At 46.0% G+C, this 14564-nt stretch carries 10 protein-coding genes, 1 tRNA gene, 2 rRNA genes, 1 other RNA gene and 1 other annotated feature; of the genes, 10 read left to right on the top strand and 4 right to left on the bottom strand.

Annotated features, from left to right (window positions below; genetic code table 11):
- Nucleotides 1–112 precede the first annotated feature (112 nt).
- A 23S ribosomal RNA gene (locus tag AOT13_RS03035) occupies nucleotides 113–3042 on the top strand.
- Between the two features lie 135 nt (nucleotides 3043–3177).
- A 5S ribosomal RNA gene (gene rrf / locus AOT13_RS03030) occupies nucleotides 3178–3294 on the top strand.
- 51 nt (nucleotides 3295–3345) lie between these two features.
- On the opposite strand, the gene AOT13_RS03025 is transcribed toward rrf, so the two are convergent.
- The gene (locus AOT13_RS03025; RefSeq protein ID WP_013399792.1) at nucleotides 3346–4335 is read right to left on the bottom strand and encodes a YaaC family protein; all 990 of its coding nucleotides are present in this window, start codon (nucleotides 4333–4335) and stop codon (nucleotides 3346–3348) included.
- Nucleotides 4336–4464: 129 nt separating this feature from the next.
- Here AOT13_RS03025 and guaB point away from each other — a divergent pair, with 129 nt between their 5' ends.
- The 6 genes from guaB (at nucleotide 4465) to AOT13_RS02995 (ending at nucleotide 10816) form a co-directional block, all read left to right on the top strand.
- Nucleotides 4465–5931 (top strand): IMP dehydrogenase, encoded by a 1467-nt coding sequence (guaB, locus tag AOT13_RS03020; protein ID WP_003247355.1) that lies wholly within the window; start codon nucleotides 4465–4467, stop codon nucleotides 5929–5931.
- Nucleotides 5932–6072: 141 nt separating this feature from the next.
- Nucleotides 6073–7386 carry a serine hydrolase gene (locus AOT13_RS03015; RefSeq protein WP_232511592.1) on the top strand — a complete coding sequence of 438 codons (1314 nt, stop codon included), beginning with the start codon at nucleotides 6073–6075 and terminating at the stop codon, nucleotides 7384–7386.
- Between the two features lie 148 nt (nucleotides 7387–7534).
- A complete protein-coding gene (gene pdxS, locus AOT13_RS03010) occupies nucleotides 7535–8419 on the top strand; it encodes a pyridoxal 5'-phosphate synthase lyase subunit PdxS (protein ID WP_013399795.1) in 885 nt (294 codons plus the stop codon).
- A gap of 15 nt (nucleotides 8420–8434) precedes the next feature.
- Complete coding sequence (pdxT, locus tag AOT13_RS03005) at nucleotides 8435–9013, top strand: pyridoxal 5'-phosphate synthase glutaminase subunit PdxT (protein WP_003247363.1); 579 nt, start codon at nucleotides 8435–8437, stop codon at nucleotides 9011–9013.
- 70 nt (nucleotides 9014–9083) lie between these two features.
- Nucleotides 9084–9300 (top strand) — a binding site (T-box leader).
- 54 nt (nucleotides 9301–9354) lie between these two features.
- Entirely contained in the window at nucleotides 9355–10629 is a 1275-nt protein-coding gene (gene serS / locus AOT13_RS03000) for a serine--tRNA ligase (protein ID WP_003247365.1), read from the top strand.
- 94 nt (nucleotides 10630–10723) lie between these two features.
- Nucleotides 10724–10816 (top strand) — tRNA-Ser (locus tag AOT13_RS02995).
- 112 nt (nucleotides 10817–10928) lie between these two features.
- On the opposite strand, the gene AOT13_RS02990 is transcribed toward AOT13_RS02995, so the two are convergent.
- From AOT13_RS02990 to AOT13_RS02980, 3 genes are all read right to left on the bottom strand, one after another.
- A complete protein-coding gene (locus AOT13_RS02990; protein ID WP_003247367.1) occupies nucleotides 10929–11597 on the bottom strand; it encodes a deoxynucleoside kinase in 669 nt (222 codons plus the stop codon).
- Nucleotides 11597–12232: a deoxynucleoside kinase gene (locus tag AOT13_RS02985; protein ID WP_013399796.1), complete on the bottom strand. Its 636-nt coding sequence runs from the start codon at nucleotides 12230–12232 to the stop codon at nucleotides 11597–11599. Before AOT13_RS02985 ends, AOT13_RS02990 begins: the two co-directional genes overlap by 1 nt.
- 98 nt (nucleotides 12233–12330) lie before the next feature.
- On the bottom strand, nucleotides 12331–13617 hold the full coding sequence (locus AOT13_RS02980; RefSeq protein WP_003247371.1) for a glycoside hydrolase family 18 protein: 1287 nt from the start codon (nucleotides 13615–13617) through the stop codon (nucleotides 12331–12333).
- Between the two features lie 84 nt (nucleotides 13618–13701).
- Between AOT13_RS02980 and tadA the strand changes: the two genes are divergently transcribed.
- Entirely contained in the window at nucleotides 13702–14187 is a 486-nt protein-coding gene (gene tadA, locus AOT13_RS02975) for a tRNA adenosine(34) deaminase TadA (protein ID WP_003247372.1), read from the top strand.
- A gap of 49 nt (nucleotides 14188–14236) precedes the next feature.
- An RNA gene (ffs, locus tag AOT13_RS02970) (signal recognition particle sRNA large type) lies at nucleotides 14237–14501 on the top strand.
- Nucleotides 14502–14564 lie beyond the last annotated feature (63 nt).

Raw genomic sequence — 14564 nt, 5'->3', positions numbered from 1 at the left:
GCAAGACAGCAAAGAAGTGAGCACAAGGTAGCAGTCTCGTTCCTTGAAAACTAGATAACCGGAAGGAAGAAGCCGGGAAGCGAAGGCGGCGAAAGTGAAGCTGTTTTCGCGTGGTTAAGTTAGAAAGGGCGCACGGTGGATGCCTTGGCACTAGGAGCCGATGAAGGACGGGGCAAACGCCGAAACGCTTCGGGGAGCTGTAAGCAAGCGTTGATCCGGAGATGTCCGAATGGGGGAACCCACTGTCCGTAATGGGGCAGTATCCATACCTGAATCCATAGGGTATGGAGGGCACACCCGGGGAACTGAAACATCTCAGTACCCGGAGGAGAAGAAAGCAACCGCGATTCCCTGAGTAGCGGCGAGCGAAACGGGAACAGCCCAAACCAAGAGGCTTGCCTCTTGGGGTTGTAGGACCACTCAGATGGGAGTGACAAAGGAACGGGGTAGACGAAGCGGTCTGGAAAGGCCCGCCAGAGAAGGTGACAGCCCTGTAGTCGAAACTTCGTTCCCTCCCGAGTGGCTCCTGAGTACGGCGGGACACGGGGAATCCCGTCGGAAGCAGGGAGGACCATCTCCCAAGGCTAAATACTCCCTAGTGACCGATAGTGAACCAGTACCGTGAGGGAAAGGTGAAAAGCACCCCGGAAGGGGAGTGAAAGAGAACCTGAAACCGTGTGCCTACAAGTAGTCAGAGCCCGTTGATGGGTGATGGCGTGCCTTTTGTAGAATGAACCGGCGAGTTACGATGACGTGCAAGGTTAAGTCGAAAAGACGGAGCCGCAGCGAAAGCGAGTCTGAATAGGGCGCACAGTACGTCGTCGTAGACCCGAAACCAGGTGATCTACCCATGTCCAGGGTGAAGGTAGGGTAACACCTACTGGAGGCCCGAACCCACGCACGTTGAAAAGTGCGGGGATGAGGTGTGGGTAGGGGTGAAATGCCAATCGAACCTGGAGATAGCTGGTTCTCCCCGAAATAGCTTTAGGGCTAGCCTCAAGGGAAGAGTCTTGGAGGTAGAGCACTGATTGAGCTAGGGGCCCTCATCGGGTTACCGAACTCAGTCAAACTCCGAATGCCAATGACTTATCCTTGGGAGTCAGACTGCGAGTGATAAGATCCGTAGTCGAGAGGGAAACAGCCCAGACCACCAGCTAAGGTCCCAAAGTGTACGTTAAGTGGAAAAGGATGTGGAGTTGCCCAGACAACCAGGATGTTGGCTTAGAAGCAGCCATCATTTAAAGAGTGCGTAATAGCTCACTGGTCGAGTGACTCTGCGCCGAAAATGTACCGGGGCTAAACGTACCACCGAAGCTGTGGGATGACCAACGGTCATCGGTAGGGGAGCGTTCTAAGTGCGCCGAAGCGAGACCGGAAGGACTCGTGGAGCGCTTAGAAGTGAGAATGCCGGTGTGAGTAGCGAAAACAGAGGTGAGAATCCTCTGCACCGAAAGCCTAAGGGTTCCTGAGGAAGGTTCGTCCGCTCAGGGTTAGTCGGGACCTAAGCCGAGGCCGAAAGGCGTAGGTGATGGGCAACAGGTAGAGATTCCTGTACCACCTCCTCACCGTTGGAGCAATGGGGGGACGCAGGAAGGTAGGGCGAGCAGGCTGCTGGAATAGCCTGTCCAAGCGGTTAGGCCGCCAGATAGGCAAATCCGTCTGGCAATAAGGCGGAGCCGTGATGGCGAGGGACCGTTGGTCCCGAAGTCCCCGATCCTACACTGCCAAGAAAAGCCTCTAGCGAGGTGAGAGGTGCCCGTACCGCAAACCGACACAGGTAGGCGAGGAGAGAATCCTAAGGTGCGCGGGAGAACTCTCGTTAAGGAACTCGGCAAAATGACCCCGTAACTTCGGGAGAAGGGGTGCTCTCTTGGGTCCAAAGCCTGAGGGAGCCGCAGTGAAAAGGCCCAAGCGACTGTTTATCAAAAACACAGGTCTCTGCGAAGCCGAAAGGCGAAGTATAGGGGCTGACACCTGCCCGGTGCTGGAAGGTTAAGGGGAGCGCTTAGCGGAAGCGAAGGTGCGAACCGAAGCCCCAGTAAACGGCGGCCGTAACTATAACGGTCCTAAGGTAGCGAAATTCCTTGTCGGGTAAGTTCCGACCCGCACGAAAGGTGTAACGACTTGGGCACTGTCTCAACGAGAGACCCGGTGAAATCATACTACCTGTGAAGATGCAGGTTACCCGCGACAGGACGGAAAGACCCCGTGGAGCTTTACTGCAGCCTGATATGGAATTTTGGTATCGCTTGTACAGGATAGGTGGGAGCCTGGGAAGCCGGAGCGCCAGCTTCGGTGGAGGCGGCGGTGGGATACCACCCTGGCGGTATTGAAATTCTAACCCGCACCCCTTAGCGGGGTGGGAGACAGTGTCAGGTGGGCAGTTTGACTGGGGCGGTCGCCTCCCAAAAGGTAACGGAGGCGCCCAAAGGTTCCCTCAGAATGGTTGGAAATCATTCGGAGAGTGCAAAGGCAGAAGGGAGCTTGACTGCGAGACAGACAGGTCGAGCAGGGACGAAAGTCGGGCTTAGTGATCCGGTGGTTCCGCATGGAAGGGCCATCGCTCAACGGATAAAAGCTACCCCGGGGATAACAGGCTGATCTCCCCCAAGAGTCCACATCGACGGGGAGGTTTGGCACCTCGATGTCGGCTCATCGCATCCTGGGGCTGTAGTCGGTCCCAAGGGTTGGGCTGTTCGCCCATTAAAGCGGTACGCGAGCTGGGTTCAGAACGTCGTGAGACAGTTCGGTCCCTATCCGTCGCGGGCGCAGGAAATTTGAGAGGAGCTGTCCTTAGTACGAGAGGACCGGGATGGACGCACCGCTGGTGTACCAGTTGTCCCGCCAGGGGCACCGCTGGGTAGCTATGTGCGGAAGGGATAAGCGCTGAAAGCATCTAAGCGTGAAGCCCCCCTCAAGATGAGATTTCCCATCGCGTCAAGCGAGTAAGATCCCTCGAAGATGACGAGGTCGATAGGTCCGAGGTGGAAGCGTGGCGACACGTGGAGCTGACGGATACTAATCGATCGAGGGCTTAACCACGAACAACGGAGAATGCCGCCTAGCCAAACGGTTTCTTCCAGACGGACGGTTATCTAGTTTTGAGGGAATGAAAATTCCCCTTGACAAACATCATTATTGGAGTATAATAAAACATGTCCAATGGATAAATGCTTGCCTAGTGACAATAGCGGAGAGGAAACACCCGTTCCCATTCCGAACACGGAAGTTAAGCTCTCCAGCGCCGATGGTAGTTGGGGCCAGCGCCCCTGCGAGAGTAGGTCGTTGCTAGGCAAGTTTATTTTATAAAGCATCCTGCCTTCAGAACAAGCAGGATGCTTTTTATTATGAATAAAGGGAATTTGGAAACAGCTGCTGTGTCAAATATTCATAAAGCAATAACGGCACTTTTTCAGCAGTTAACGATAAAAATTGAACAATCAATGTGTATGCGTTGCTGGAATAAGCGTGTAATAACTCGCTCCACCATTCCGTTTCATATCGGGAAATCATGCTTAAGTTATATAGCAGTAAATAATGCGCCATTACTTCCGGCAGCATAAATATTTTTTCTCTCTTTATTGGAATGCGGTATGTTCCATTTAAGTGAAACATCAGCGGCTCACATCCAATCGGTTGCAGCGGTGATTGGATTCCAATGTGAATAAAACGATCTTTCTCTTTCACAAAAGTTGCTTTGGAAAAGTGCCATTCCTGCTCTATGTAATAAATAAACCGGTTTAACGACATATGATAATGGTCTAAAATTTCGGTTGGAATCGCAATAGTATGGTGAGAAGCGTTATATTTAATTTCTAAAGATAGCGTTTTTTCATCGTTAAATATAGCGAATGATGGATGCAGTTCACATATGCGCTCGAGCAATGTGCTCATTCGAAATTTTTCCCCTGCTGGTTGTTTCACATGAAACATTTTCTCAGAAAAATGTGTAAACAACCCGTTTCGTTGTATTTTGACTTCGTCATTGAAAAATTCATATCCTTGTTTTTTTCTTTTTCTTGTGGAGACTCCGTGTGCTAAAACGGAAGTAGATGCAGGATAATCTGCGTCGACTGTGAGCAGGCAAGCTTTTAAAAGCTGCACCATCCCGTAAAATAAAAGGACAGGCTTAATGGACAAAGGAGCGTCTCTTGCAGTTGAATAAAAGTTTTGCCCGTGTTCTAGATAATAAAGAAATGGGTAGCAGTTTGTATAGCTTTTTTGGACAGCATCTTCCCTTTTTTGTTTTGTATAGCATTGACGAAGCAGTTGCTTAGCGATATCTGCCGAATGAAAGACAATAAATTTATTGAAATTGCTTCTACAGTCGAACATTGTCAGCCCACCTTACCATATTAAAAACAATTGAAATAACTGAAAAGTTGAACATTTTCTCTATTCCTTGACAGTAGTTTAACCAGTTGTTAAGCTACTAATAATATTTCCGGATAAGGGGGAGAAAACATGTGGGAATCGAAATTTGCTAAAGAGGGATTAACGTTTGACGATGTGCTGCTTATTCCTGCTAAATCTGATGTATTGCCTCGCGATGTCGATGTGACGACAAAATTGAGCGAAACATTACAGTTGAATATCCCGATTATTAGCGCAGGAATGGATACGGTAACGGAAGCAGAAATGGCCATCGCAATGGCAAGACAAGGTGGACTTGGAATTATCCATAAAAATATGTCCATCGAGCAGCAAGCAGAACAAGTAGATAAAGTGAAACGTTCGGAGCGAGGAGTCATTACAGATCCGTTTTTCTTAACCCCTGAACATCAAGTGTACGATGCGGAACATTTAATGAGTAAATATCGTATTTCTGGCGTGCCGATCGTCAATAATGAGGAAGAACAAAAGCTTGTTGGCATTATTACAAACCGTGATTTACGATTCATTCAAGATTATTCGACAAAAATTTCCGATGTGATGACAAAAGAAAATTTAATCACGGCTCCGGTAGGAACGACGTTAGAAGAAGCGGAAAAGATTTTACAAAAGTACAAAGTCGAAAAGTTGCCGCTTGTTGATGAAAATGGAGTATTAAAGGGATTAATCACGATCAAAGATATCGAAAAAGTAATCGAGTTTCCGAATTCTGCAAAAGACGCGAAAGGTCGTCTTCTTGTCGGGGCGGCTGTTGGCGTGACAGCCGATACGATGATTCGCGTAAAAAAACTGGTAGAAGCAAACGTTGATGTCATTGTCGTAGACACGGCGCACGGTCATTCTAAAGGTGTTCTTGAGACGGTTCGCAAAATTCGCGAACAATATCCGGACTTAAATATTATCGCGGGAAATGTCGCGACAGCAGAGGCGACACGCGACTTGATTGAGGCAGGAGCGAACATCATCAAAGTCGGCATTGGACCTGGGTCGATCTGTACGACGCGCGTTGTCGCGGGGGTCGGTGTGCCGCAAATAACGGCAATATATGATTGTGCGACAGAAGCGCGCAAACATGGTGTTCCGATCATCGCTGACGGCGGAATTAAATATTCCGGCGACATTGTGAAAGCATTGGCGGCAGGCGCGCATGCGGTCATGCTGGGAAGCCTTTTAGCCGGAGTATCAGAAAGCCCTGGAGAAACAGAAATTTATCAAGGAAGAAGATTTAAAGTATATCGCGGCATGGGTTCTGTTGCTGCAATGGAAAAAGGAAGCAAAGACCGTTATTTCCAAGAAGATAATAAAAAATTCGTTCCTGAAGGAATTGAAGGACGCGTTCCTTACAAAGGACCTTTGGCTGACACGATTTACCAGCTTGTCGGTGGTTTGCGAGCGGGCATGGGATATTGCGGCACAAGAAATTTAGAAGAACTGCGAGAAAAGACCCAATTTATTCGCATGACGAGCGCAGGATTGCGCGAAAGCCATCCGCACGATGTACAAATTACGAAAGAGGCGCCAAACTATTCTATTTCTTAATAAAATATGTCTATATACCTAACTTAGACGGGGAATTTTTCTCCGTCTATTTTTTTGTAAAGGAGTGTGTTACAATAACGTTTGTGTGAGGAGGGTATAAATGTGAAGAGGATAAAGCAAAAAATAATCATTATTTTTCTGATGATTGGTTTATGTTTTTATTTCCTGCCATTCCATGCGGCAAAAGCGGCAGTCGATCCATTGAACATTGAAGCGGATGCGGCGATACTTGTGGATGCTAATACAGGGAGAATTTTGTATCAAAAAAACATTGATACCGTTCTTGGCATTGCCAGCATGACAAAAATGATGACCGAGTATTTGCTGTTGGAAGCGGTCAAAGAAAAACGGGTAAAATGGGATCAGCAGTATACACCAAGCGACTACGTTTATCGTCTTTCGCAAGATCGCGCTTTGTCGAACGTTCCGTTACGAAAAGATGGGAAATACACTATCCGCGAGCTTTATGAAGCGATGGCGATTTATTCCGCCAATGCTGCTACGGTAGCCATTGCTGAAATTGTCGGTGGTTCGGAACAAAATTTTGTAAAAATGATGAATGAAAAAGCAAATCAATTAGGGCTTAAGGGATATAAATTTGTCAACTCCACAGGACTAAGCAATGAAGATTTAAAAGGGTTTCATCCGGAGGGAACGAACCAGAGCGAAGAGAATGTGATGTCTGCCCGTTCCGTCGCTACACTAGCGTATCATTTGTTGAAAGAATATCCGGAAGTATTGGAAACAGCAAGTACGCCTCGGAAAATATTTCGCGAAGGAACAGATGATCAAATTAAGATGGATAACTGGAACTGGATGCTCCCTGGATTAGTTCATGCATACGAAGGGGTCGATGGTCTAAAAACGGGGTATACAGAATTTGCCGGTTATTGTTTTACAGGAACGGCAGAGCGGAATGGCGTTCGTTTTATTACTGTTGTGATGAATGCGAAAAGCAATGGGAAGTCGACGATTGAAGCACGGTTTGAACAAACGAGAAAATTGCTTGATTATGGATTCAGCAATTATTCTATGAAAAAACTGTACTCAAAAGGATATGAACTAAAAGGAAAATCGGTGTTGCCAGTAGTGAAAGGGAAAGAAAAATCTGTCGCCATCGCAACCGATAAGCCGCTTTCTCTTGTTGTGAAAAACGGAGAGGAAAAAAACTACCGTCCTGTATATGTTTTCGATAAAAAGAAATTAACCGCCGACGGCGAGCTAACCGCACCGGTGAAAAAAGGAGAAAAAGTCGGATATATGACATTGCAATATAAAGGAGAAGAGGAATATAGCTTTTTAAGCCCGGAAATGAAAAAGAATGTAAGTGTCGATATTGTGGCAAAAAACAATGTTGAAAAGGCAAACTGGTTTGTGCTTACAATGAGAGGAATCGGCGGGCTGTTTGGCGATGTATGGACAAGTGTAGCCAAAACGGTTAAAGGCTGGTTTTAAAAGCTCCTTCCTTTTTAGGGAGCTTTTTTCTGTTGTGATTTTTTTGAAAAATAAGGTAAAATAGAAAAATGTAATCATCTTCTTTATGATGGGAACGCGGTGATAAGTAACAAAGTAACTTACGTAGCGAAATAAGGGGGAATAATCAATGGCGATTACAGGTACAGACCGTGTCAAACGGGGAATGGCGGAAATGCAAAAAGGCGGCGTCATCATGGACGTGGTGAATGCGGAACAAGCGAAAATCGCGGAAGCGGCCGGTGCGGTAGCGGTGATGGCATTGGAACGTGTTCCTGCTGACATTCGTGCTGCCGGTGGAGTCGCGCGCATGGCGGATCCGACGGTTATTGAGGAAGTGATGAAGGCCGTGTCGATTCCTGTTATGGCAAAGGCACGTATCGGCCATTACGTGGAGGCGCGCGTTCTTGAGGCGCTAGGCGTTGATTATATTGATGAAAGCGAAGTATTAACACCAGCGGACGAAGAATTCCATATTGATAAACGGCAATTTACCGTTCCGTTTGTTTGCGGTTGCCGCGACTTAGGAGAAGCAGCCCGACGCATTGCCGAAGGGGCATCGATGCTGCGCACAAAAGGGGAACCAGGTACAGGAAACATTGTTGAAGCAGTGCGCCATATGCGCAAAGTCAATGCGCAAATTCGCAAAGTCGTCAGCATGAGTGAAGATGAACTTGTGACAGAAGCAAAAAATTTAGGCGCTCCTGTCGAAGTATTGCGTGAAATTAAACAATTGGGCCGTCTCCCTGTTGTCAACTTTGCCGCTGGCGGTATCGCGACTCCGGCTGACGCGGCGTTGATGATGCATTTAGGCGCAGATGGAGTGTTTGTCGGTTCGGGAATTTTTAAATCGGAAAATCCGGAAAAATACGCGCGGGCGATCGTTGAAGCGACAGCCCATTATGAAGATTACGAGCTAATCGCTCATTTATCCAAAGGGTTAGGTGGCGCAATGCGCGGTATTGATGTCGCGTCATTATTGCCAGAACAACGTATGCAAGAGCGTGGTTGGTAGAAGGAGTAGACGTGAATGATGAAAATTGGAGTGCTTGGCTTGCAAGGCGCCGTCCAAGAACATGTTCGTTCCATTGAAGCATGCGGTGCTGAAGCTGTGGTCGTAAAAAAAATAGAGCAATTAGAGGAAATTGATGGGCTTATTCTTCCTGGTGGCGAAAGCACGACGATGCGCCGCTTAATGGATAAATACGGATTTATCGAGCCGTTGAAACAATTCGCAGCAGCGGGAAAACCGATGTTTGGCACGTGCGCCGGCCTCATTTTGTTAGCAAAGCGAATTGTCGGCTATGATGAGCCGCATTTAGGATTGATGGATGTTACGGTGGAACGCAATTCTTTTGGCCGTCAGCGTGAAAGTTTTGAAGCGGAACTTTCGGTCGCTGGCGTTGCTGATGATTTTACCGGTGTGTTTATCCGCGCTCCGCATATTGTGGAAGTAGGCGAGGATGTCGAAATTTTGGCGAAATATGAAGGGCGTATTGTTGCGGCAAGGCAAGGGCAGTTTTTAGGCTGCTCATTCCACCCTGAATTAACAGACGACCATCGCATGACGCAATATTTTCTCAATATGGTGAAAGAAGCGAAAGCATAAAAAAGGTTGCGTTTCAAAAAGACTTATAGTACATTAATGGTACAAGCAGGTATATGTAAAATAATATAGCGCTAAAGCGATGAAAGGAACTAGTAGCAAGACGGTTTCTCTCCAGAGAGTCGGTGGGTGGTGCAAACCGGCGGGAAACGCTTGTGAATCCATCCTGGAGTAAAATGCTGAACGCGCAAGCTAGTAAGCATTTTCGGTTTTTCGCCGTTATCGGTTCGAGCGGAAGACAGCCTCGTCTTCAATAAGGGTGGCAACGCGGGATAACTCTCGTCCCTTTTTCGGGACGAGAGTTTTTATTTTATAATTATAAATAAAAGAAGGAGGTATTGCTGATGCTCGATGTGAAGTATTTGCGCAATCATTTTCAAGAAGTGAAAGAAAGAATTCAAAAGCGCGGCGGAGATTTAGCGAATATGGACCGTTTTGCAGAGCTCGACAAAAAGCGCCGCGAATTAATCGCAAAAGCAGAAGAACTAAAAAATAAAAGAAATGAAGTATCCCAACAAATCGCTGTGTTAAAGCGGGAGAAAAAAGATGCCAATCATCTTATTGCCGAGATGCGGGAAGTAGGGGATCGCATTAAAGCAATGGATGATGAAATCCGGCAAGTGGAAGAAGAATTAAATGCGCTGTTATTGTCCATTCCAAACATCCCGCATGAATCGGTACCTGTCGGTAAGTCGGAAGAAGATAATGTCGAAGTCCGCAAATGGGGAGAGCCGCGTTCATTTTCGTTTGAGCCGAAACCGCACTGGGATATCGCCGATCAGCTCGGTATTCTTGATTTTGAACGGGCTGCGAAAGTGACGGGAAGCCGCTTTGTCTTTTATAAAGGACTTGGTGCCCGCCTAGAGCGCGCGTTAATTAACTTTATGCTTGATGTTCATATCGAAGAGTTTGGCTATCAAGAAATATTGCCTCCATATCTTGTTAATCGGGCGAGCATGACAGGGACAGGACAACTGCCAAAGTTTGAAGAAGACGCATTTCGCATTGAAACAGAGGATTACTTTTTAATTCCGACGGCAGAAGTGCCTGTGACCAATTTGCATCGCGATGAAATTTTATCGGCGGAAGATTTGCCGATTTACTATGCTGCTTACAGCGCGTGTTTCCGCGCCGAAGCCGGCGCTGCTGGACGTGATACAAGAGGGCTTATTCGCCAGCATCAATTTAATAAAGTAGAACTTGTGAAATTTGTAAAACCGGAAGATTCGTATGATGAATTAGAAAAATTGACCAATCAAGCGGAGAGAATTTTGCAGCTTCTTGGGCTTCCTTATCGGGTTGTATGTTTATGTACCGGTGATTTAGGATTTGCGGCGGCGAAAACGTATGATATTGAAGTATGGCTGCCAAGTTATGGAACGTATCGTGAGATTTCTTCTTGCAGCAATTTTGAAGCGTTCCAAGCACGGCGTGCTAATATTCGTTTCCGCCGTGAACCAAAATCAAAGCCGGAATATGTCCATACACTCAACGGATCAGGATTGGCCATTGGCCGCACAGTAGCTGCCATTTTAGAAAATTACCAGCAAGAGGATGGCACCGTTGTCATTCCGGAAGTATTGCGCCCGTACATGGGAAATCGAGAAGTTATTCGATAAAAAAGCAGGGCGGGTTTGCCCGCCCTTTTCACCATAAAACGGTTGACTTTTAGTTTTCATGATGTTATATTCATTGATGTCGGTACAGAGGCATGGAGGAGTACCCAAGTCTGGCTGAAGGGGTCGGTCTTGAAAACCGAGAGGCGCCGCAAGGCGCGCGGGGGTTCGAATCCCTCCTCCTCCGCCATAAAGTTTGAAATACCAACGCGCATAAGTGGAGATTGTCATCCGAAACGATTCGTTACATTTTGTAACGAATTTTTATTTTTCCAAAACAAATAACCGCCTAATTGTGGCGGTTATTTTTTTATGTGATAATATTCATGAATAATCGTTGCCGCTTTTTTAATGATTGGTTCGATGGACTGCTCGTCTTCGATAATATCATATTCGTTAATGTTTACGCGAAGAACCGGACAAGCGTTAAATTCATTAATCCATTTTTCGTAACGTTCATACATTTCTTTCCAATATGATACCGGTGTTTTTTGTTCCATTGGGCGCCCGCGCTCACGGATACGTTTTATCACTTCTTCAAAACTTCCTTCCAAATAAATAAGCAAATCAGGATGCGGGAAGTATGGTGTCATTACCATTGCTTGAAATAAGCTCGTATATGTTTCGTAATCTACTGCTGTCATTGTTCCATTTTCAAAATGCATTTTTGCGAAAATATGCGCGTCTTCGTAAATTGAACGATCTTGAACAAAGCCGCCGCCATATTCAAACATTCGTTTTTGTTCTTTAAACCGCTCGGCAAGAAAATAGATTTGCAAATGGAAACTCCACCGTTCAAAATCAGCATAAAACTTGTCTAAATATGGATTCGTATCGACTTTTTCTAGGGAAGTGCGGAAATTTAACGCTTTTGCTAATGCTTTTGTCATGGTTGATTTACCGACGCCAACTGTTCCGGCAATCGTAATGATGGCGTTATCTGGAATACGATATTTTTCACGTAAGTTCATCATTGCGAAACCCCTTTTACGACAGTTTTTACTCGTTCGAATATGTAATGTAAATCTTCTTCCCGTTGAACGAAATCAAGCAAGTCTCCGTTGAACCGAAGAACTGGAATATGTGGATTTGCTTGTTCGAATAGAGAAAACGCTTCTTCATAATCAGCGGATAGCTGTTGCAAGTAGACCGGATCCATTCTTTTTTCAAAATCGCGACCTCGTTGCTGAATGCGCGTTAATAGCGTTTCAAGGCTGGCATGTAAATAAATAATCATATTTGGTTGAGGTAGACCGTCCGTTAAAATATCATAGATTTTTGTATATTTTTTGTAATGATGGATTTTTAATGTTCTTTTAGCAAAAATTAGATTTTTCATTATATGATAATCGGTGACAACCGGTTGTTGTCGTTGCAGAAAATCACGGTCAATTTCTTCTAATTGCTTATAACGGTGGCAAAGGAAAAACATTTCTGTTTGGAAGCTCCATTCTTCGATATTTTCATAAAATTTCCCGAGAAATGGATTCTCGTCAACGATTTCTTTCACTAAATGATAATGAAAATGTTCAGAAATTGCTTTTGCCAATGAAGTTTTCCCAACTCCAATCGGTCCTTCTATCGCGATAAATGGGACCATTCCCATTTTTACATTCCCCCTTTCTTATAAACAGACAAACTTTATTTTAACATAGAAAAAGAAAATCGCACTGGGAAAAACAACCAGGTGCGATAAAAATTTTTTTATTTTTTTACAACTGTAAAGTTATCTGTTAATAGCAACCAATTTTGTGGAAAATCTAATCCTAGTTTCCAATAGCTCATTCCACGCAGGCCAAGCTCTTTTAATAAGTTGAATTTTGCTTGAATCGAGCGGGCATCTTCAAACCACACTTCATGTTCTTTTCCGCTTTCATCTCGATAACGAAAATGGGGAGCTTGCGCGTTTGCGTCATATTCAATGGTGACGTTATGTTGGGAGGCAAGACGGATCGCTTGCTGCGGGCTAATCGCCTGCGCATATGGTCCGCCTGGTACGTATGGAAGCGTCCAATCGTATCCGTACAGGTTTTGTCCCATCATAATTTTAGAAGCAGGTATTTCGGAAATGGCATATTCCAGCACGCGCCGAACAGGACCGATTGGAGAAACAGCCATTGGCGGTCCGCCGCTATATCCCCATTCGTATGTCATAATGATGACAAAGTCAGCAATTTGGCCATGGGCGCGGTAATCATGCGCTTCATACCAGCGTCCCTTTTGTGTCGCGCTCGTTTTTGGGGCTAGGGCGGTGGACAACAGCCAGCCTTCGCGTCCAAACCGCTGCTTTGCTTTTCGCAAAAACGCGTTATACGCTTCCCGGTCTTCAGGACGCAAATATTCCATATCAAAGTGAATATCATGAAATCCGTATTTTTTCGCTATGGTGGTTATGTTATCCAATAAGCGGTTTTGTAATTGTTCGTTATTTAAAATGAGGGCTCCTAGCTCATCGCTGAACTGTTCGTTTTCGATGTTGGTAACGACCATCATTAACGTAACGCCATTGGCACGGGCGATAGATGGGAAATTATTTAATGGTGGTTCTTTGAGTGTTGCATTTCGCTGGATTTGAAAGTGAAACGGAGCTAAATAGGTTAAATGCGGGGCAGCTTGGCGAGCGCTTGCTTCCAGCGCTGGGCTGACAGCCGTTCCGCGCGGTTCAATGTATCCGTTAAACTCAGCTCTCCGTTTTGTCCTTGGAGGAATATATAAACGCTGTCCAACTTGCAACGGACTATCGAGGGAGATGCGGTTAATTTGTGCAAGCTGCTGCATAGGAATGGAAAATCTGCGGGAAATGGACCATAAGCTATCACCGCGCAAAACCCAATAAAAACGGCCAACAATCGGAATGACAATCGCTTGACCGACGACAAGGTTGTCTGGATTTGGAAGATCGTTTGCCTGAATGATTTCTTCCGGAGTCGTATTATACGCTTGAGCAATTCCGCTTAACGTCTGCCCTCTTTGTACGACGTGAATTTGCATACTTTACCTCCTAGTTGCGTCTTCGTTCTTCTTATTTTATGATGAAAAAAGAGCAGAAATGACCTTTTTACAAGGAGTTCAGCGATGGTTAACGATGAATACTATATGCGTTTAGCTATAGAAGAAGCGAAACAAGCGGAACAAATAGGAGAAGTTCCAATCGGTGCAATCATTGTCCAAGGCGGCAATGTGATTGCGCGTGCCCATAATTTGCGGGAGACGGCACAACGCGCTATCGCCCATGCGGAAATTTTAGCGATTGACGAAGCGTGTAAAAAAGCAGGTTCATGGCGTTTGGAAGACGCGACGTTGTATGTCACGCTGGAACCTTGCGCGATGTGCGCCGGAGCCATTGTGCTTGCCCGCATTAAGCGGGTTGTGTTTGGTGCAAGCGACCCAAAAGGAGGGTGTGCAGGCACACTGATGAATTTGTTGCAAGAAGGAAGGTTTAATCATCAAGCGGAAGTGATTGGTGGAGTGTTACAAGAAGAATGCGGACAAATGTTAAGCAACTTTTTCCGAAAGCTTCGTGAGAAAAAGAAAAATATTGGGCAAAGATCCAGCAAATGATTGCGGTCAGTCATTGCATTTTGTTTTAAAAACCGATATACTTATATTGCCGTGCTAAGCGGGGAGGTAGCGGTGCCCTGTACTCGCAATCCGCTCTAGCGAGGCTGAATCCCTTCTCGAGGTTAGTCTGCCGTGAGGCCTGTCTCAAGTAAGTGGTGTTGACGCTTGGGTCCCGCGCAATGGGATTCCGTGAACCCTGTCAGGTCCGGAAGGAAGCAGCAGTAAGCGGATGCTCCCATGTGCCGCGGGGGTGCCTGGGCTGAGCTAACTGCTTGAGCAACGCTTGGGGCAGCTAATCGACAGAAGGTGCACGGCCTGCATAAAGACAATGAACAACTCACTCCTTGCGAGTGAGTTTTTTTATTCTATTTCTATTT

This window comes from Parageobacillus thermoglucosidasius, from assembly GCF_001295365.1.
Lineage (GTDB): Bacteria > Bacillota > Bacilli > Bacillales > Anoxybacillaceae > Parageobacillus > Parageobacillus thermoglucosidasius.
This window is presented reverse-complemented; position numbering and strand designations above follow the sequence as displayed.

Bases quoted from the DNA above. Each gene is read 5' to 3' on its own strand.
- AOT13_RS03025 (WP_013399792.1), bottom strand. From the start codon at position 4,335: ATGTTCGACTGTAGAAGCAATTTCAATAAATTTATTGTCTTTCATTCG.
- guaB (WP_003247355.1), top strand. From the start codon at position 4,465: ATGTGGGAATCGAAATTTGCTAAAGAGGGATTAACGTTTGACGATGTG.
- AOT13_RS03015 (WP_232511592.1), top strand. From the start codon at position 6,073: ATGATTGGTTTATGTTTTTATTTCCTGCCATTCCATGCGGCAAAAGCG.
- pdxS (WP_013399795.1), top strand. From the start codon at position 7,535: ATGGCGATTACAGGTACAGACCGTGTCAAACGGGGAATGGCGGAAATG.
- pdxT (WP_003247363.1), top strand. From the start codon at position 8,435: ATGATGAAAATTGGAGTGCTTGGCTTGCAAGGCGCCGTCCAAGAACAT.
- serS (WP_003247365.1), top strand. From the start codon at position 9,355: ATGCTCGATGTGAAGTATTTGCGCAATCATTTTCAAGAAGTGAAAGAA.
- AOT13_RS02990 (WP_003247367.1), bottom strand. From the start codon at position 11,597: ATGAACTTACGTGAAAAATATCGTATTCCAGATAACGCCATCATTACG.
- AOT13_RS02985 (WP_013399796.1), bottom strand. From the start codon at position 12,232: ATGGGAATGGTCCCATTTATCGCGATAGAAGGACCGATTGGAGTTGGG.
- AOT13_RS02980 (WP_003247371.1), bottom strand. From the start codon at position 13,617: ATGCAAATTCACGTCGTACAAAGAGGGCAGACGTTAAGCGGAATTGCT.
- tadA (WP_003247372.1), top strand. From the start codon at position 13,702: ATGGTTAACGATGAATACTATATGCGTTTAGCTATAGAAGAAGCGAAA.